The organism is Achromobacter sp. NPDC058515 (genome assembly GCF_042721735.1).
Lineage (GTDB): Bacteria > Pseudomonadota > Gammaproteobacteria > Burkholderiales > Burkholderiaceae_B > Achromobacter.
Window position 1 is genome coordinate 466,477 of sequence record NZ_JBHXNI010000001.1, and the last position, 17,918, is coordinate 484,394.

General features: G+C 67.1%; 19 protein-coding genes. 15 read left to right on the plus strand and 4 right to left on the minus strand.

The genetic code is table 11. The features are described 5' to 3' along the window. Nucleotides 1-30: 30 nt before the first annotated feature. Both ACFWP0_RS02210 and ACFWP0_RS02215 read right to left on the minus strand, forming a co-directional pair. Nucleotides 31-501 (minus strand): hypothetical protein, encoded by a 471-nt coding sequence (locus ACFWP0_RS02210; RefSeq protein WP_377839361.1) that lies wholly within the window; start codon nucleotides 499-501, stop codon nucleotides 31-33. A gap of 286 nt (nucleotides 502-787) precedes the next feature. Further along, the gene (locus ACFWP0_RS02215) at nucleotides 788-1,720 is read right to left on the minus strand and encodes a LysR substrate-binding domain-containing protein (RefSeq protein ID WP_377839363.1); all 933 of its coding nucleotides are present in this window, start codon (nucleotides 1,718-1,720) and stop codon (nucleotides 788-790) included. A 171-nt stretch (nucleotides 1,721-1,891) separates the two neighbouring features. On the opposite strand from ACFWP0_RS02215, the gene ACFWP0_RS02220 reads away from it, so the two are divergent. From ACFWP0_RS02220 to ACFWP0_RS02245, 6 genes are all read left to right on the plus strand, one after another. Further along, nucleotides 1,892-2,803 carry an amino acid ABC transporter substrate-binding protein gene (locus ACFWP0_RS02220; RefSeq protein WP_377839364.1) on the plus strand — a complete coding sequence of 304 codons (912 nt, stop codon included), beginning with the start codon at nucleotides 1,892-1,894 and terminating at the stop codon, nucleotides 2,801-2,803. Nucleotides 2,804-2,900: 97 nt separating this feature from the next. Further along, nucleotides 2,901-3,683: an amino acid ABC transporter permease gene (locus tag ACFWP0_RS02225; protein WP_377839366.1), complete on the plus strand. Its 783-nt coding sequence runs from the start codon at nucleotides 2,901-2,903 to the stop codon at nucleotides 3,681-3,683. Between the two features lie 9 nt (nucleotides 3,684-3,692). After that, nucleotides 3,693-4,382, plus strand: coding sequence for an amino acid ABC transporter permease (locus ACFWP0_RS02230; RefSeq protein WP_377839367.1), 690 nt, complete (start codon nucleotides 3,693-3,695; stop codon nucleotides 4,380-4,382). A gap of 64 nt (nucleotides 4,383-4,446) precedes the next feature. Further along, entirely contained in the window at nucleotides 4,447-5,181 is a 735-nt protein-coding gene (locus ACFWP0_RS02235; protein ID WP_377839642.1) for an amino acid ABC transporter ATP-binding protein, read from the plus strand. Nucleotides 5,182-5,186: 5 nt separating this feature from the next. After that, nucleotides 5,187-6,245: a threonine aldolase family protein gene (locus tag ACFWP0_RS02240; protein ID WP_377839369.1), complete on the plus strand. Its 1,059-nt coding sequence runs from the start codon at nucleotides 5,187-5,189 to the stop codon at nucleotides 6,243-6,245. Between the two features lie 38 nt (nucleotides 6,246-6,283). Beyond that, nucleotides 6,284-7,189, plus strand: a complete 906-nt coding sequence (locus ACFWP0_RS02245) for an EamA family transporter (protein ID WP_377839370.1) — start codon at nucleotides 6,284-6,286, stop codon at nucleotides 7,187-7,189. 74 nt (nucleotides 7,190-7,263) lie between these two features. Here ACFWP0_RS02245 and ACFWP0_RS02250 read toward each other — a convergent pair whose 3' ends face one another. Continuing rightward, a complete protein-coding gene (locus tag ACFWP0_RS02250) occupies nucleotides 7,264-7,560 on the minus strand; it encodes an acylphosphatase (RefSeq protein WP_377839371.1) in 297 nt (98 codons plus the stop codon). Between the two features lie 161 nt (nucleotides 7,561-7,721). Here ACFWP0_RS02250 and ACFWP0_RS02255 point away from each other — a divergent pair, with 161 nt between their 5' ends. Continuing rightward, entirely contained in the window at nucleotides 7,722-8,618 is an 897-nt protein-coding gene (locus ACFWP0_RS02255) for a phytanoyl-CoA dioxygenase family protein (RefSeq protein ID WP_377839372.1), read from the plus strand. A 208-nt stretch (nucleotides 8,619-8,826) separates the two neighbouring features. Next, nucleotides 8,827-9,990 carry an L-lactate dehydrogenase gene (locus ACFWP0_RS02260; protein ID WP_377839373.1) on the plus strand — a complete coding sequence of 388 codons (1,164 nt, stop codon included), beginning with the start codon at nucleotides 8,827-8,829 and terminating at the stop codon, nucleotides 9,988-9,990. Nucleotides 9,991-10,068: 78 nt separating this feature from the next. Here ACFWP0_RS02260 and ACFWP0_RS02265 read toward each other — a convergent pair whose 3' ends face one another. Beyond that, nucleotides 10,069-10,911 carry an IclR family transcriptional regulator gene (locus ACFWP0_RS02265; protein WP_377839374.1) on the minus strand — a complete coding sequence of 281 codons (843 nt, stop codon included), beginning with the start codon at nucleotides 10,909-10,911 and terminating at the stop codon, nucleotides 10,069-10,071. A 214-nt stretch (nucleotides 10,912-11,125) separates the two neighbouring features. Between ACFWP0_RS02265 and ACFWP0_RS02270 the strand changes: the two genes are divergently transcribed. The 7 genes from ACFWP0_RS02270 to ACFWP0_RS02300 are packed head-to-tail and all read left to right on the plus strand — an operon-like array spanning nucleotide 11,126 to nucleotide 17,902. Next, entirely contained in the window at nucleotides 11,126-12,199 is a 1,074-nt protein-coding gene (locus ACFWP0_RS02270; protein ID WP_377839376.1) for an ABC transporter ATP-binding protein, read from the plus strand. A gap of 1 nt (nucleotide 12,200) precedes the next feature. Next, complete coding sequence (locus ACFWP0_RS02275) at nucleotides 12,201-13,091, plus strand: ABC transporter permease (protein WP_377839377.1); 891 nt, start codon at nucleotides 12,201-12,203, stop codon at nucleotides 13,089-13,091. A gap of 19 nt (nucleotides 13,092-13,110) precedes the next feature. Beyond that, on the plus strand, nucleotides 13,111-13,905 hold the full coding sequence (locus ACFWP0_RS02280; RefSeq protein ID WP_377839378.1) for an ABC transporter permease: 795 nt from the start codon (nucleotides 13,111-13,113) through the stop codon (nucleotides 13,903-13,905). Between the two features lie 37 nt (nucleotides 13,906-13,942). Next, the gene (locus tag ACFWP0_RS02285) at nucleotides 13,943-14,284 is read left to right on the plus strand and encodes a (2Fe-2S)-binding protein (protein ID WP_377839380.1); all 342 of its coding nucleotides are present in this window, start codon (nucleotides 13,943-13,945) and stop codon (nucleotides 14,282-14,284) included. Further along, nucleotides 14,281-15,666 carry an FAD-dependent oxidoreductase gene (locus ACFWP0_RS02290; RefSeq protein ID WP_377839381.1) on the plus strand — a complete coding sequence of 462 codons (1,386 nt, stop codon included), beginning with the start codon at nucleotides 14,281-14,283 and terminating at the stop codon, nucleotides 15,664-15,666. The genes ACFWP0_RS02285 and ACFWP0_RS02290 overlap by 4 nt, the downstream gene beginning before the upstream one ends. Continuing rightward, entirely contained in the window at nucleotides 15,663-16,835 is a 1,173-nt protein-coding gene (locus ACFWP0_RS02295; protein ID WP_377839382.1) for an NAD(P)/FAD-dependent oxidoreductase, read from the plus strand. Before ACFWP0_RS02290 ends, ACFWP0_RS02295 begins: the two co-directional genes overlap by 4 nt. Further along, the gene (locus tag ACFWP0_RS02300; protein ID WP_377839384.1) at nucleotides 16,832-17,902 is read left to right on the plus strand and encodes an ABC transporter substrate-binding protein; all 1,071 of its coding nucleotides are present in this window, start codon (nucleotides 16,832-16,834) and stop codon (nucleotides 17,900-17,902) included. The genes ACFWP0_RS02295 and ACFWP0_RS02300 overlap by 4 nt, the downstream gene beginning before the upstream one ends. The last annotated feature ends 16 nt before the right edge of the window (nucleotides 17,903-17,918 follow it).

Genomic DNA, 17,918 nt, shown 5'->3' on the forward strand with positions numbered 1-17,918 from the left:
TATGCAGCCCCTTTTTCCGTTGCAAGCGCGTCAGGCCGCTTTCTTTGGCTTGAAGACCAGCCACAGCAGCAGCAATGCGATGAAGCCGTACAGGCCCCATACCCGCATGAAGAGCCAGCCGACGCCGTCTTCGCCCATCGCCAGGTCGATCAGCTTGCCGCCCGCGAAGGCATACACGGCGTAGATGGCGCCCCACTTGACCAGAAACGCGAAGAAGGCCTTTTTGCGCGCCGCGTAGTGGGCCTCGCTCGTGCTGCCTTTCTTCATCATGCCCAGCACCGCGGCCACGACGAATCCGCCGATGTTGGCGCTCAGCAGCGTCATCGCGATCTGCAGTTGGCCCATGTCCGGCCCGCTGCCGCCGTGGAACACGGCGGAGATCGAATACCAGTAATACAGACTGCCTGCCAGCAGGATCGACAGGAGGATCCGGCTGGTTTTGGACATGACGCCGAAGCATCCCAGAACGACGATCAAGCCGATGATTCCAAGAATTCCCATGGTGGTGCCGAGGTGCGTTGTGTGTGAAGGCGGTCCCCCGGGACACCGGCCGCGCGCGGCGGGCGAATGAGGGGCGATGACGGGATGACGGCTGCGAGGGGGGAAAACTTAAGCAGGCGCCTCGGACATGGGCGCGCCGTGGATAAGCCTTGCGCGCGTCACGACGCCGCGTCGCACACATGCTTGATCGTCTGCCTTAGCCAGCGATGCGCGGGATCGCTGTCCAGCCGCGGCGGCCAGGCCTGCACCACCGTGACCGGTTCCGTAGGACGAGGGGCCCGCGGCGTCAGCGCGGGGGCCGGGCCTTCAGGTCCGCCATCTCTTCAAGCATGAGCTGATGGGCGTAGCGCGAAAACACGGTGACCAGCCGCGTGCGCGTATGGTACGGGGGGTAGAGCAGCGCCACCGTCACCGGCACGGCGGGGCTGAAGGGCCGGACTTCGACCGAGTTGGCCTCGTATTCTTCGCGGGCCGCCAGCGGATTGATGAGGGCCACTCCCAGGCCCGCGCCGACCAGCCCGCAGATCGACGAACCCAGGCCGGCCTCGGCCACGATCTGCCGTTCCACCTTGGCGCTCTTGAAGACGGCGTCGATTTTCTCGCGCAGCGGCGTGCTGCTGGGAAAGGCCACGAACGGCTCGCCCGCGAAGTCGGCGGGCTTGAGTTTTTTCAGCTTGGCCAGGCGGTGTCCGCGGGGCAGCACGGCCACGCAATTCATCGTGAGCACGGGCTCCACCTGGATGCCGGGGGTTTCGCCCGAGAGCATGGCCAGGCCGGTGTCGCAAAACCCAGAACTGATCCAGTTGTGGACCGTGCTGGCGTTGCCGGAGTGGATCGCCACCATGACGTCCGGGTACTCCGTCTTGAAGGCCGCGACGATGCGCGCCAGGAGGCCGCCGGCCAGGCGCGGCATGGCGGCCACGCTCAGGCGGCTGGCGCTGAACGAGCGGATGCTGGCCGCGGCCGATTCCAGGCCGGCCAGGCCGATGAAGGTCTTTTCCACCTCCTGGAAGAAGCGCGAGCCGTCCTGCGTGGGGCTCAGGCGGCTGCCGTTGCGGTCGAACAGGGGAAACTGGGTGATTGCTTCCAATTGCGCAATTAAGCGGCTAACGTGCGGCTGCGAGGTATGCACGCGGCGCGCGGCGGCGGTCATCGAACCGGTCATCATGACGGCGCGGAACGCCTCGATGTGTCTTAAGCCCATCCGTGGAATGGCCATATCAAATCCGTATAGAGGAATACCCGATTGGAACTGGATAAAACCATACTGCTAGTTGATACTTTTTGCCAGCCGCGGGGCTCATCGCGGGACGCGGCGGTCGCCAAACAGTCTGGAACCGCCGATCGTGAACATAAGCACGCGCCGCATGCACGGCGCCAAGGGAATCAGATGAAAGCATTTGCCGCGATCTCCGTCGCCGCCGCCCTGCTGGGCGGGGCGGCGTCCGCCCACGCCGAAGGCCCCAGCCGCCTGGACAAGATCCGGGAAACCGGCGTCATCACCATCGGCCACCCCGAGACCTCGGTGCCGTTTGCCTATCTGGACGGCAACCAGAAGCCGGTCGGCTACACGGTGGAGATCTGCCAGGAAGTCGCCCAGTATGTGAAGGCCGCGCTGAAGCTGCCCAAGCTTGAGGTCCGCTACAACCCGACCACGTCCGCCACGCGCATCCCGCTGCTGGCCAACGGCACGATCGACCTGGAATGCGGCAACACCACCAACAATGAAGCCCGCCACAAGCTGGTGTCCTTCGCGCCCACGACCTTCGTGGCGCAGGTGGTGCTGGTGGCGCGCAAGGACGGCGGCGTGGACCCCAACGACCTGGCGTCCTTCCGCGGCAAGTCCATCGCCGCGCAGGCGGGCGGCCAGACGTTCAAGCTGATCTCGCAACTCAATGCGCAAGGCAACCTGGGCATCTCCATGGCGCCCACCAAGGACACGGCCGAGACCATCCTGATGGTGGAATCGGGCCGCGCCGCGGGTTCGGCCAACGATGACGGCATCGCCTACGGCGCCGTGGCCTCGTCCAAGAACCCGGATGCCTTCGTGATCGGCACCAAGGGCCTGGAAGTGGCGCCCTACGGCATCATGGAGCCCAAGGACGACCCCGCCTTCAAGAAGGTGGTGGACGAGGCCGTGCTGGACCTGATCAAGACCGGCAAGGTCGCGGCGCTGTACGACAAGTACTTCAATTCGCCGATCCCGCCCAAGCAGATCAACCTGAAGTACCCGATGAGCGACGCCCTGAAGCGCGCGTTGGCCAAGCCGACGGATTCGGGCGACCCCAAGGCCTACGAGTAAGCAGGCTGTCCGCGGGACGTGATCCGTCCCGCGGCGCACATCGGGGTATGAGCACTGGCCGCCCGGCGCGGCCGGCGTCGCGATCAAGGGCAGAGGCATGAATTACAACTGGAGTTGGAGCGTTTTCCTGGAGATGTCGCCGGACGGCGTGCATACCTTCCTGGAAACGATCCTGATCGGCGTGGGCTGGACGCTGGCGCTGGCCTTGACGGCGTGGGTTTTCTCGCTGCTGTTCGGGTCCTGGCTGGGCGTGATGCGCACCGCGCAGTCCCGCCTGATGAACGCGCTGGGCGCGGCGTATGTTGAGGTCTTTCGCAACGTGCCGCTGCTGGTGCAGATGTTCCTGTGGTATTTCGTGCTGCCCGAGCTGCTTCCGCACGCGTGGGGCCTGGCCATGAAGCAGATGCCGCAGCCCTGGGGGCAGTTCGTGCCCGCCGTGCTGTGCCTGGGGTTCTACGGATCGGCGCGGGTGGCCGAGCAGCTGCGGGCCGGCATCCAGTCCCTGCCGCGCGGCCAGTTCCAGGCGGGCACCGCGCTGGGCCTGACCGAGGTGCAGGTCTACCGCTACATCATCCTGCCGGAAGCCTTCCGCATCGTGCTCCCGCCGCTGACGTCCGAGTTCATGGGCACCATCAAGTATTCCTCGGTGGCGCTGACCATCGGACTGCTGGAGCTGACCGGGCAGGCGCGCTCCATGCAGGAGTTCAGCTTCCACATCTTCGAGGCGTTCTCGGCCGCGACGGTGATCTACCTGATCATCAACGGCATCGTCGTGCTGGGCATGCGCCTGCTCGAACGCCATGTCGCGGTTCCCGGGCTGATCGGCTCGGCGGCCAGGAACGGTGCGGCCGGGAATGGCCCGGCCGTGAAGGGCCGATAGGGAACCGGCATGGGCAAATTCGACTTCGACGTTATCTGGACCGCGGTGCCCTACCTGTTCCAGACAGGCATGACGTTCACGCTGACGCTGACCGCGCTGGCGGCGGTGATGGGGCTGGCGCTGGGCACGCTGCTGGCGATGATGCGGCTGTCGCGCTTTCGGATCCTGTCGGTGCCGGCGGGCATCTATGTGAACGTGATGCGCTCGATCCCGCTGCTGCTGGTGATCTTCTGGTTCTACTTCCTGGTGCCGTACATCGCCGCCTGGATTGTCGGTTCGCCCACTCCCTTGCGCGTGGGGGCGTTCAATTCGGCGGTGATCACGTTCACGCTGTTCGAGGCCGCGTACTTCTGCGAAATCATGCGCGCGGGCATCCAGTCGATCGCGCGCGGCCAGGTGTCGGCCAGCATGGCGCTGGGCCTGAATCATTGGCAGGGCATGCGCTACGTGGTGCTGCCGCAGGCATTCCGCAACATGGTGCCGGCGCTGCTGACGCGCGTCATCATCCTGTTCCAGGATACGTCGCTGGTCTACGTGCTGTCGCTGACGGACTTCCTGGGCGCGGCGGCCAAGATCGGCCAGCGCGACGGCCGGCTGGTGGAACTTTATCTGTTCGTGGCGGTGGTGTATTTCGTGATTTGCTTCACGGCATCGCGCCTGGTCAAGCGGCTGGAAAAGCGCACCCGGGTGCTGCGTTAGTCCGCCCGTTCCGGCCTCCTAGTTATCCACAGGTTCAACGATGCAACTCTCTTCGAATCCCCCGATGATCGAGATCAGGCAGGTCAGCAAGTGGTATGGCGACTTCCAGGTGCTGGACGACTGTTCAGCCACCGTCCGCCGCGGCGAGGTCGTGGTGGTGTGCGGGCCGTCGGGCTCGGGAAAATCCACGCTGATCAAGACGGTGAACGCGCTGGAGCCCTTCCAGAAGGGCGACATCGTGGTCAACGGCATTTCGGTGGGCGACCCCCGCACGAACCTGCCCAAGCTGCGCGCCGTGGCCGGCATGGTGTTCCAGCATTTCGAGCTGTTTCCCCACTTGTCGGTGACCGAGAACCTGTGCCTGGGCCAGGTCAAGGTGCTCAAGCGCGGCAAGGATGAAGCGCGCCAGCGCGCGCTGGCGCTGCTGGAGCGCGTGGGCCTGTCGGCGCACAAGGACAAGCATCCCGGCGAGCTGTCCGGCGGCCAGCAGCAGCGCGTGGCGATTGCCCGCGCGCTGTCGATGGACCCGGTGGTGATGCTGTTTGACGAGCCCACCTCGGCGCTGGACCCGGAAATGGTCAACGAGGTGCTGGACGTGATGACCGACCTGGCCGCCGAAGGCATGACGATGATGGTGGTGACCCATGAAATGGGGTTTGCCCGCCGCGTCGCCGACCGTGTGATCTTCATGGACGGCGGCAAGATTGTGGAGGACTGCCCCAAGGAGCAGTTCTTCGGCAATGTGGAGGAGCGTGCCCCGCGCACGCGCCAGTTTCTTTCCAAAATTCTGCAGCACTGATAGCCATGACCCAGCGGACCCCCGCCGCCCCCCCGAGCGCGCCCGTCGACCTGCGCAGCGATACGGTCACCCATCCCACCGCGGCCATGTACGAGCGCATGCGCACCGCGCCGATCGGCGATGACGGACTGGATGGCGACCCTACCGTGCGCGCGCTGGAAGCCCATGTGGCTGCCCGCCTGGGCAAGGAGGCCGGCCTGTTCGTGCCCAGCTGCACCATGGCCAACCTCCTGGCCGTGCTGGCCCAGACCCAGCGCAGCGAGCAGGTGGTGCTGGAATCGTCCGCCCACATGTATACGTCCGAGCGGGGCGCGGCCACGTTCACGGGCCTGTTCTACCAGGGCGTGTCCGGCGCGGATGGCGCGATGGACCTGAACCGCCTGGAGGACGCGCTGCAATCCGGCGGGCACAAGCTCAAGACCTCGCTCGTCGCGATGGAAACCTCGCACAACAATGCCGGCGGCGCGGTGCTGCCGCTGGACCACATGCAGGCGGTGCACGGCATGGCCCGCGCGGCCGGCGTGGCCGTGCACCTGGACGGGGCGCGCCTGTTCAACGCCGCCGTGGCGCTGGGCGTGCCCGCCGGGGACATCAGCCGCCATGCCGATACAGTGTCGCTATGCCTTTCCAAGGGGCTGAGCGCGCCGGTCGGCGCGGTGCTGGCGGGCAGCCAGGCCGTCATGGCCAAGGCGCGCACCCTGCGCCGCATGCTGGGCGGCACGCAGCGGCAGTCCGGCATCATGGCGGCGGCGGGCCTGGAAGGCGTGCAGGCCATGGGCGACCGGCTGGCCGAGGACCACGTCCGCGCGCGCAACTTGAGCGACGGCATCAACCGGCTGGGGTCGGCGCTGTCGGCGACCGTGCCCCAGACCAACATCGTGCAGGTCGAGACCGCCGACACTGGCATGAGCAATGCGCAGTGGGTCGCCGCGCTGCAGGCCGAGGGCCTCCTGACGCGCCCGTGGGGCCGCACGCGGCTGCGCTGCGTGACCCACCGGCATATCGACGACGCGGACATCGACGCGGCCGTGCGGGCGTTTTCCGCGGTGCTGAGCGGCCGCTGATTCAGGGTTTCTTGGGGTGCGCGATGCGATAATGCCGCATGTCCAGCACCCAACTTTCCCGAAAAGACTACTTCTGCGCATTGGCGGTCGTGGTCATCTGGGGCCTGAATTTCGTCGTCATGAAGGTCGGCATGCGGGGCTTGTCCCCCATGATGCTTGGCGCATTGCGGTTCGCGCTGGCGGCCTTTCCCCTCATTCTCTTCGTGCGCATGCCGCGGCTGCCGTGGCATTGGATCGCGGCGTACGGGCTGGTGCAGGGCCTGGGCCAGTTCGGCCTGCTCTTCACTGCGCTGAAGTTCGGCATGCCGGCGGGCATGGCTTCGCTGGTCATCCAGACCCAGGCGTTCTTTACGCTGTTGCTGGCCGCGCCCGTGCTGCACGAGCGCGCGCGCCGCCATCACTGGATCGGGCTGGGCGTGGCCGCGCTGGGATTGGCGGTCATTGCGGGGGGGCGCGGCGAAGGGCCGGGCCAGATGACGATGCTGGGCTTTGTGCTGACGCTGGGCGGCGCGTTCATGTGGGCCGTGTCGAACATCATCGTGAGGCTGGCGAGCCGCAAGGCGCCAGGCTACGACCCCTTCGCCTTCATCGCCTGGAGCAGCGCCGCGCCGGTGCTGCCTTTCCTGCTGCTGGCCGTGCTGATCGACGGCTGGGAACCGGTGGTGGGCATGGTGACCGGCATGGGCTGGGGCGAGGCGCTGGCGGTGATCTACCTGGCGGTGCTGGCCACGCTGGTGGCCTATACCCTGTGGACGCAGTTGCTGACGCGCCATCCGGCCGCGAAGATCGCGCCGTTCTCGCTGCTGGTCCCGGTGGTGGGTCTCTGGGCGGCATCCATGGCTTTCGGCGAACGCCTGCAACCCTTGCAGTGGCTGGGCGCGGCCTGCGTGCTGGCCGGCCTGGTCGTCAATCAGCTGGGCGGGCGCTGGCTGCGCACGCGCTGAGCGCCCGCTTTTCCGGAGCCGGACCCTCCTTCGGCTGAACGGACTACGTCATAGCGGCGAGGGGGCCATGCGCCCTACAGCTGTTCGAAGCGGATGTAACGCTTGTCCGTGTACTCCCGGCGCGTGGTGATTTCCTCCACGCAGGCGCCCGGGGGGCCGCGTCGCAACCACTCCAGCATGTGATCCACCTGGTCGGGCGTGCCCTGCACCAGGGCTTCGACCGTCCCGTCGAGCATGTTCTGCACCCAGCCCTTGGCGCCCAGCAGGTGCGCGCGCCGGACCGTGGCGTGACGATAGCCCACGCCTTGCACCGTGCCGCTGACGGTGACGTGGACGGTCTCGATATGGCTGTCGGATTTAGGGTCTTGCATGAGTTGTCCTTCGGATGATGCGCCGCCCGCCGCGATATGCGTAGGCGGAATCGGCTACAGCGGATGGTCTATAGGCCCGGTGGGCTTCGAAGCGATACGTTAGAGCACATGTCAAAACGTGCCAGCGAGAACACCCACTACTAGAGCTTGGAGAAGCCATTATGGAAGAGACCAGTTTGTTGTCGGAAGCCGAGACAGCGCGCTACAGGGACCAGGGCTACCTGGCCCTGAAGGAGATGTGCCCGCAGGATGAAGTGGGGTACATCCGCAGAACACTGCTCGACCTGTTCGCAAACAAGACCGGGTACAACGAAGGCGCGCAGTATGACTTCATCAGCCGCGACGATCCGTCCAAGCCCGCCAAGTTTCCCAGTTTGCACGATCCGCGCCATTATGCCCCGGGCCTCCTGAAGACCGTGTACCACGAGCGCACGCTGGAGCTGGCCCGGCAATTGCTCGGCCCGCAGGCCGCGCTGTACGGCGAGCATGCCTTGCTCAAGCCCGGACCGCACGGGCCGGAGACGCCATGGCATCAGGACGAGGCATTCCGGTCGCCGGATTTCATCTACAACGAGCTCAGCATCTGGCTGGCGCTGCAACCGGCGACGACGGAGAACGGCTGCATGCAGTTCATCCCCGGCTCGAACCAATGGGATGTGCTGGAACACCGTTCGCCGGGCGGGGACAAGACCCTGCATCCGCTGGAATGCTGCGGCGATTTCGCGCGCGACCAGGCCGTGCCCGAGCCGCTGGATCCGGGCGGCATCACCGTCCATGACGCCCGCACGCTGCACTTCACCGGCCCCAATACGTCGCCGTCGCCGCGCCTGGCGTATATCCTGATCTACAACACGCCGCCGGTCTACAAGCCGGGCCGCCGGGAATTCCCGTGGCTGGAAGGCCGCTGGACCGACAGCCAGACGCGCAAGAAGCAGTGGCACAAGCGCGGCGGGCTGGCCGTGGACGTGATGCGGCGCCTGCCGGGCGCGCGGCTGACCAGCCCGCGCTGGGTGGCATGGGCCACGATCCGGGCGGTAAGCAAAGTCTGGCCGCGATAAGGTCGGGCGCGCAGGGGCCGAAGAGCCCTTGCGCCAGGGGGGCGAACGGGGCCGGCAAGCGACGCTTGCCGGCCTCGGCGCGTATACTGGGCGGCGCCGCGCGGCGTTACGCCATGCGCGGCGGCAAGGCTGCCCAAGGCTGGCGGCCCTGGATTCCAAGAATAACGAGTCGCAGCTGGCGCACCCCAATCACTCCACAGACCACTCCATGACCGCTAACCTTTCTACGATCACCTGCATCGAAGATTTGCGCGTTGTCGCGCAGAAGCGCGTGCCGCGCATGTTCTATGACTACGCCGATTCCGGCGCCTGGACCGAAGGCACCTATCGCGCCAACGAGAGCGACTTCCACAAGATCAAGCTGCGCCAGCGCGTGGCGGTGAACATGGAAGGCCGCTCGCTGCGCACCACCATGGTGGGTCAGGACGTGGTCATGCCGCTGGCGATTTCCCCCACGGGCCTGACCGGCATGCAGCACGCCGACGGCGAGATCCTGGCTGCCCGCGCGGCGGCGGATTTCGGCGTGCCGTTCACCCTGTCCACGATGAGCATCTGCTCGCTGGAGGACGTGGCGCAAGCGACCAAGAAGCCCTTCTGGTTCCAGCTCTACGTGATGCGCGACCGCGAATTCGTGGCCAACCTGATCGACCGCGCCAAGGCCGCCGGCTGCTCGGCGCTGGTCCTGACCCTGGACCTGCAGATCCTGGGCCAGCGCCACAAGGACATCAAGAACGGCCTGTCGACGCCGCCCAAGCCCACCCTGCGCAACCTGATCAACCTGGCGACCAAGCCGCGCTGGTGCATGGGCATGCTGGGCACCAAGCGCCGCACCTTCGGCAACATCGTGGGCCACGCCAAGGGCGTGAGCGACCTGTCGTCGCTGTCCTCGTGGACGGCCGAGCAATTCGATCCCCGCCTAAGCTGGGATGACGTGGAATGGATCAAGCAGCGCTGGGGCGGCAAGCTCATCATCAAGGGCATCCTCGATGTGGAAGACGCGCAGCTGGCCGCCAATAGCGGCGCCGACGCGCTGATCGTCAGCAACCACGGCGGGCGCCAGCTGGACGGCGCCATGTCCTCGATCGCGGCCTTGCCGTCCATCGCGGACGCCGTCGGCTCGAAGATCGAGGTGTGGATGGACGGCGGCATCCGCTCCGGCCAGGACATCCTGAAGGCCGTGGCGCTGGGCGCCCGCGGCGCCATGATCGGCCGCGCCTTCCTGTACGGACTGGGCGCCTACGGCCAGGCGGGCGTGACCCGCGTGCTGGAGATCCTGTACAAGGAGATGGACACGACGATGGCGCTGTGCGGCCGCCGCTCGATCGAGCCCGGCGACCGCAGCATCCTGCTGCCGGGCACGTATCCGACCTGAGCCCTGCTCCGCACGAGACAACGGCCTGGACACTTGCTGTCCAGGCCGTTTTTGCTTGGGCGCGCGCACCAGCCCCGCTTATGCGCCGTTGCCGGCTCCCAGGAACTGGCTGGGGCGCCGCAGCGCCGGATCGAAGGGGTTGATCTGCGCGCCGACGGCGTCGGCCTCGCGGCGCAGCATTTCCACGATCAGCGGCAGGCGTTCGTCGCTGATGCGTTCGATGGGGGCGGCCACGCTCAGCGCCGCGACGGTGACGCCGTTCGGGTCATAGATCGGCACCGCCAGCCCCGCGATGTTGGGAAACACGCCCTGCCCCTGGCTGCGCGCGTAGCGCAGCTCCAGGCATTCCTTGATGCGCACCCGCATCGAGATTTCGTCCACGAACCCCAGGTGGTGCAGCCGCGGAATGTTGAAGCGGATGACCTCTTCGCGCTCGGCTTCCGGCAGGCCGGCCAGCAGCACCAGCCCGCCCTGGCCCATGCCCAGCGGCACGCGGCCGCCGATGTCGCCCGTATGCGAGCGCACCGGGAAGGCGCCGTCCACCCGGTCCACGCAGACGGCGTCGAAGCCGCTGCGCACCAGCAGGAAGATCGTGTCGTTGAGCATGCCCGACAGGCGCAGCATGGCCGGGCGGTACAGGGCGCGCAGGCTGGACTGGTGGTTGCCGGCGGCGGCGGCCAGGGAAAAGAAGGCCACGCTGAGCTGGTAGCCCTTGCTTTGCGCGGGCTGCTCGACCACGCCTTCCTGCATCAGCCCCTGCAGCACGCGGTGCACGGTGGCCTGCGCCTGGCCCGTGCGGGCGGCGATGTCGGTCAGGCGCAGCTTTTCCCCTTTGGCGTCGGCCAGCACGCGCAGTACGGCGAACGCCCGCTGTAGCACGCCCTGACCGCCGGAATCGTCCGGCGTTTCTGATTTCTTCATTCTTGAGTTCCGATAATCAAAATTACTGATTTCATTTGTAGCAGTAAATTCAGCTGAATGGAATTAATGATTTAAAAATTCGATTCTTCGGAAAACCCTAATTGACCCGACGTTTTGGCGAATCCTAGACTGCCCCATCAAATAAGTGGCTAAGGCGCCGGACCATCCGTCCGCCTGGCGGCGCAAAGCCCATAGGGGCTACGGGGTTTGGAATATGTCATTTCTGCGGCTGGACAACGTCTCCAAGAACTACGGAGACCTGCGCGTCGTCTCCGACCTGAACCTGTCCGTCGAAAAGGGCGAGTTCGTCTCGCTGCTGGGCCCTTCCGGCTGCGGCAAGACCACCACCCTGCAGATGATTGCCGGCTTTGCCGACGTGACGCGCGGCGCGATCACGCTGGACGGGCGCGACATCACGCACGCCAAGCCGAACACGCGCGGCCTGGGCATCGTGTTCCAGAGCTATGCGCTGTTCCCCCACCTGACCGTGACGGACAACGTGGCCTTCGGCCTGAAGATGCGCAACGTCGAGCGCGCCGAACGCCAGGACCGCGTGCGCGATGCGCTGGCGCTGGTCAAGCTGGACAAGCATGCCGATCGCTACCCGCGCGAATTGTCCGGCGGCCAGCGGCAACGCGTGGCGCTGGCCCGCGCGCTGGTGATCCGCCCGCCGGTGCTGCTGCTGGACGAGCCGCTGTCCAACCTGGACGCCAAGCTGCGCGAAGAGATGCAGTTCGAGCTGCGCGGCATCCAGCGCAAGATCGGCACCACCACCGTCATGGTGACGCATGACCAGGCCGAAGCCCTGTCCATCAGCGACCGGGTGGTCGTCATGCAGGACGGGCGCGCCACGCAGGTGGATGCGCCCTATCGCATGTACGAACACCCGCAGAGCGAGTTCATATCGCGCTTCGTGGGCAAGACCAATCTTTTGCCGGGCCGCGTGACGCGCTGCGGCGCCCAGGCCGAGGTCGAGACCGGCGCGCTGCGCATGCTGGTCGAGGGCGAAGGCCTGCGCCACGGAGACAGCGTGCAGCTGTCGCTGCGGCCCGAAAAACTGGTGCCGGTGCCGGCCGGGCAAGGCAAGCTCGCCTGTGTGGTCAACACGCGCTACTTCCTGGGCAGCCAGTGGATGTACGACCTGGATTCGCCGGTGGGCGCGCTGACCGTCCTGACCCCGAACGACGGCCGCCGCCCGCACGACGACGGCGAGACCATAGGCCTGGACTGGGCCGACGGCGTGCTGCGCGTGCTGCGCGCGCCCGCCGGCGCGGCGGTAGAGGCCTGACATGGCGACCCTGACGCAACGCGGCGCGCCCGCCAGCGCGGCCAAGCCGCGCAACGAAGGCCTGCTGGCCATCCTGGGCTCCATCCCGCTGGCCATCGTGTTCTTCACGCTGGTGCTGACGCCGCTGGCGCTGACTTTCGCGCTGTCCTTCCGGCCGTTCGACTACGCCACGGGGATCCAGCCCGGCCACACCTTCGAACACTATCTGGCGGTGGTGACCGACAGCTACTTCCTGGAGATCTTCTGGCGCACGTTCTGGATCGCGGGCGTCACCACGCTGATCTGCGTGCTGATCGGCGCGCCCGAGGCCTACATCCTGTCGCGCATGGGCAAGCCCTGGCGCTCGATCTTCCTGCTGGTGGTGCTGTCGCCGCTGTTGATCTCCCTGGTGGTGCGCGCCTTCGGCTGGAGCATGCTGCTGGGGCCGGGCGGCGCCATCGGCAAGGCGGCCGCCGCCTTGGGGCTGGGGCCGCTGCTGTACACGCCGACCGCCGTCATCATCGGCCTGGTCCATGTGATGCTGCCCTTCATGGTGATTCCGGTATGGACGTCCCTGCAGAAACTGGACCCCACCGTCGAGCATGCCGCGCTGTCGCTCAATGCCTCGCGCTTCCAGACGCTCACGCGCATCGTGCTGCCGCAAGCCATGCCGGGCATCCTGTCCGGCAGCCTCATCGTGTTCGGCCTGTCGGCCAGTTCCTTCGCCATCCCCGCCCTGCTCGGCGGACGCCGCCTGAAGATGGTGGCGACCGTGGTGTACGACGAATTCCTCACCGAACTGAACTGGCCGCTGGGCGCGGCCATCGCCATCGTGCTGCTGGTGGTCAACGTGATCATCATGATGGCGTACAACCGCGTCGTCGAACGCTCTTACCGCCGCAGCCTGGGCTGACCCGCGCAAGGAATCGAACATGCAGAAGAACGGTCCTCTCGCGCTGGCTTTCAACTTCCTGGTGGTGGCGTTCGTGCTGGCGCCGCTGGTCATCGTGTGCCTGGTGGCGTTCACGCCCGAAACGACGCTCACCGTGCCCACCAGCAGTTTCTCGCTGCGCTGGTTTTACGCGGTGTTCGAACACCCCAACTTCATGCAGGCCTTCAAGAACAGCCTGTGGCTGGCCTTCCTGTCGGCCAGCATCGCCGTGTGCCTGGCCGTGCCCGCGGCCATCGCCATCACGCGCTACCGCTTTCCGGGCCGCGACGTGCTGAACGGCCTGTTCCTGTCGCCGCTGATGATCCCGCACCTGGTGCTGGGCGTGGCGCTTCTGCGCTTCTTCGCGCTGATGGGCATGGCGGGCAGCTTCCCGTGGCTGGTGGCCAGCCATGTGGTCGTCATCACGCCGTACGTTATGCGGCTGGTGATCGGCGCGCTGGTGGGCTTTGACCGGTCCATCGAACACGCCGCCCAGTCGCTGGGCGCAAGCCGCGCCACGGTGTTCTTCCAGGTGACCTTGCCGCTCATCATCCCGGGCGTGTCGGGAGGCTGGCTGCTGGCCTTCATCAACAGTTTCGACGAACTCACCATGTCGGTGTTCATCACCGCGCCGTCGACGATCACGCTGCCCGTGCGCATGTACATGTACGCCACGGAATCCATAGACCCGATGATGGCCGCGGTGTCCGCGCTGGTGATCGGGCTGACGGCCGTGACCATGCTGCTGCTGGACCGCGTGTATGGGCTGGACCGCGTACTGGTGGGACAGAAATGAAGCTGCCGCCGATAGCCGCAAAGGAGACGCGGGCGCCATGGCAATACTGAAACGCCTGGCCGAAACCGGCCGGCCTTCCTTGACCTTCACCTTCGACGGACAGGCCTGCACGGCCCTGGCCGGAGACACCGTGTTGACCGCCGTGCTGACGCAGGCCGACCGCCTGCGGCATTCGGAATTCGGCGGTGGTCCGCGCGCGGGCTTCTGCATGATGGGCGCATGCCAGGACTGCTGGGTGCAGCTTGAGGACGGCGGCCGCGTGCGCGCCTGCTCCACCTACATCGAGCCGGGCATGCGCCTGCAAAGCGCCGCGCTGGCCCCCGCGGCGGCGCCCGGCACGCTGTCGGCCGCCGCCTGGCCCGAGGACGACGCATCATGAGCCTGGTGATGCCTGTGATCGTGGGCGCGGGACCGGCGGGCGTGCGCGCCGCGCAGGCGCTGGTCGTCCGGGGCCTGCGGCCCGTGATCCTGGACGAGGGGCTGCGGCCCGGCGGGCAGATCTACCGGCAGCCGCCGCCGGGGTTCTCGCGCCCCAAATCCGTCTTGTACGGCTTCGAGCACCGCAAGGCGGATGCCGTGCATCGCGCCATGGACGGCCTGATGCCGCGGGTGGAGTACCGCCCCGGCTGCCTGGTCTGGAATGCCGAGGGCAAGACGCTGGACGTGCTGCGCGACGGCGTCAGCACCGCCGTGCCGTATACGCACCTGATCCTCGCCACTGGCGCCACCGACCGTGTGCTGCCGTTTCCCGGCTGGCTGACGCCCGGCGTCTATACCCTGGGCGGGTCGCAGGTGGCGCTCAAGCACCAGGGATGCGCGATCGGCTCGCGGGTGGTATTCATGGGCACCGGCCCGCTGCTCTATCTGGTGGCCTACCAATACGCCAAAGCCGGCGCCAGGGTGGCGGCGGTGCTGGATACCTCGCGCTTCGCCGACCGCCTGGCGGCGCTGCCGGGCATGCTGCGCGCGCCCGGCCTGCTGGCCAAGGGGCTGTACTACATGGCATGGCTGCGCGCCCATGGCGTGCCCTTGCGCAGCGGCGTGCGCCCGCTAGCCGTGCAAGGCAAGGAACGCGTGACGGGCTTGTCCTACCGCCAGGGCGGGCGAATGCGCACGGTGGATTGCGACGCGCTGGCCTATGGACTGGCCCTGCGTTCGGAAACCCAGCTTGCCAGCCTGGTGGGCTGCGAATTCGAGTTCAACGTCCGTGACCGCAACTGGACGCCGCGGCGCGACGCGGCCGGACGCAGCAGCGTCTCCGGCGTCTATGTGGCGGGCGACGGCGCGGCGATCGGCGGCGCCGACGCGGCCGAACTGGCGGGCGAACGCGCCGCGCTGGCCCTGCTGGAAGACACGGGTCATGCGCAGGATGCGCAACGGGCCCGGGCGCTGGAAGCCCGGCTGGCCGCCAACGGCCGCGTGCGCGCCGCGCTCGAGCGCGCGTTTCCGTTCCCGCAGGATTGGGCCGCGGGCATCGCGGACGACACGGTCATCTGCCGTTGCGAGGAAGTCACCGCGGGCGTCGTCCGCCAGGCGGTGAGCGAAACCGGCGCGCAGGAAATGAATCGCCTGAAGGCGCTGACGCGCGTGGGCATGGGGCGTTGCCAGGGCCGCATGTGCGGCGTGGCCGCGGCCGAAGTGCTGGCCCACGCCTTGGGCCGCTCGCCGGCGGACGTCGGGCGCTTGCGCAACCAGCCGCCCGTCAAGCCGATCCCGGTGAGCGTGGTGTGCCTGGAGCGGCCAAAAAAGGCCTCGGCATGATGCAGCGGATCGACACCGAAGTCGCCATCATCGGCGGGGGCATCGTCGGCGGCAGCGCCGCGCTGTTCCTGCGGCGCCTGGGCCTGCCCGTGGTCCTGCTGGAAGCCGCGCTGTGCGGCGCCAAGGCCAGCGGCGTGAACTATGGCGGCGTGCGCCGCCAGGGGCGCGGGCTGGAACAGATGCCGTTGACCCAGCGCGCGCACGAACTGTGGGGCCGGTTGCCGGAGCTGATCGGCATCGACGGCGAATACGTGCGCTCGGGTCATCTCAAGCTGGCCTGCTCGCAAGCGGATCTGGCTCTATTGGAAGACTACCGCGCCCGCACGCGCGGCTTTGGCATGAACCTGCAGATGCTGGACCGCGGCGCCCTGGCCCGGCGCTTCGGCTGGCTGGGCCGGAGCGTGGCGGGCGGCTCGTTCTGCCCCGAAGACGGCCACGCCAATCCGAGGCTGGTGTCGCCGGCCTTTGCGCGCGCGGCAAGCGCCTTGGGCGCCGAGGTGCGCGAAGGCGTGCGCGTGACCTCCGCCCGGCACGACGGGTCGCGCTTCATCGTGCGCGCGGGCGACGCATTGGAAGTGCGCTCGCGCTTCCTGCTCAATTGCGCGGGCGCCTGGGCGGGGCGCATCGCGGAAGGCTTCGGCGAAGCCGTGCCCGAGACTTCCATTCATCCCCTGATGATGGTGACCGAACCCCTGCCGGTGTTCATGAGCGTGAGCCTGGGCGTGCAGGGCGGCGGCATCTACGCGCGCCAGGTCGCGCGCGGCAACTGCGTGATCGGCGGCGGACGAGGCCTGTCGCTGGACCCGGATTTCGCCCGCCCCGGCCGAGCCGGGCTGGGCGCGCTGATGGCCAATGCTGCCCGGCTGCTGCCGGTGCTGCGCGGCGTGCAGGTCATTCGCTTCTGGACCGGCGTGGAAGGGAATATGCCCGACCACAATCCGGTGCTGGGACCCAGCGCCGCCGTGCCCGGGCTGTTCCATGCCTTCGGCCTGTCGGGCGCCGGATTTCAGATAGGCCCCGCCGTGGGCGAGGTGCTTTCGGAACTGGTCGCGCACGGCCGGTCCTCCATTCCTATCGATGCCTTCCGCATTGAACGATACGCGGCCGCCGCTCACGGCGCCGTGGCTCGGCCTGAAAGTGTTCGTGAGCAAACGCTGGAGTCACCATGATGGACAAGAAACAGGGCGCGAAGCGCCCGGGCAAGGGGAAGCGGCTGTTGGGCGCGGCAATGATGGCGCTGCTGTCGGCCGGCGCCATGGCGCAGCAAAAGACGCTGTACGTCGGCATGAACGGCGGCGACATGGAGCGCGCGTTCACGCAGCACGTGTTCCCGGACTTTGAAAAGGCCAACAACGTCAAGATCGTCGTGGTGCCCGGCACCTCGACCGACGTGCTCGCCAAGGCGCAGGCTTACAAGGACAAGCCGCAGATGCACGTCATGTTCCTGGACGACGGCATCATGGCGCGCGCCATTTCGATGGGCCTTTGCGAACAGCTCAACGACGATCCGGTGCTCAAGGAGCTGTACCCCACCGCGCTGATGAAGGACCGCATGGCGGCCGGCATCGATATCGGCATGACGGGCCTGGGCTACAACACCAGAATGTTCGCGGACAAGGGCTGGGCGCCGCCAACCTCGTGGACGGACCTGGCGGACCCCAAGTACAAGGGCAAGGTCGTGTTCCAGTCGGCCTCCGGCAGCACCTTCGGGCTGCACGGTTTCCTGATGTTCAACCGCATCGAGGGGGGCGACGACCAGAACTACGAGCCGGGCTTCAAGAAGTGGCCGTCCACTATCGGCCCCAACGTGCTGGAGTACATCCCCAACTCGGCCAAGCTGGCCGAAATGATCCAGTCCAACGAAGCCGCGATCTTTCCGCTGACCCCCACCGCCATCGCCCGCCTGAAAAAGCGCGACATCCCGGTGGAATACGCGCAGCCCAAGGAAGGTTCCGTCATCCTGATGGTGGGCGAATGCGTCATCGCCAAGAACAGCGAGCCGGAGCTGTCGCAGAAGCTGGCGCTGTACCTGCTGTCGGCCAAGGCCCAGGCGAAGGCGCTGGAGATGGGGGGCCATTTCCCGTCCAACAAGAACGTCCAGGCGCCCGCAGACAACGCCGAGGCCCTCAAGCGCTTCCAAGGCTACATGGCGAACGCTAAGATCCTGGACTGGGATCAGATCAATGCGGCCCGCCCGGCTTTCAACGCCCGCTGGAACCGCACGGTCGAACGTTGACGACATCGCGGCGCGC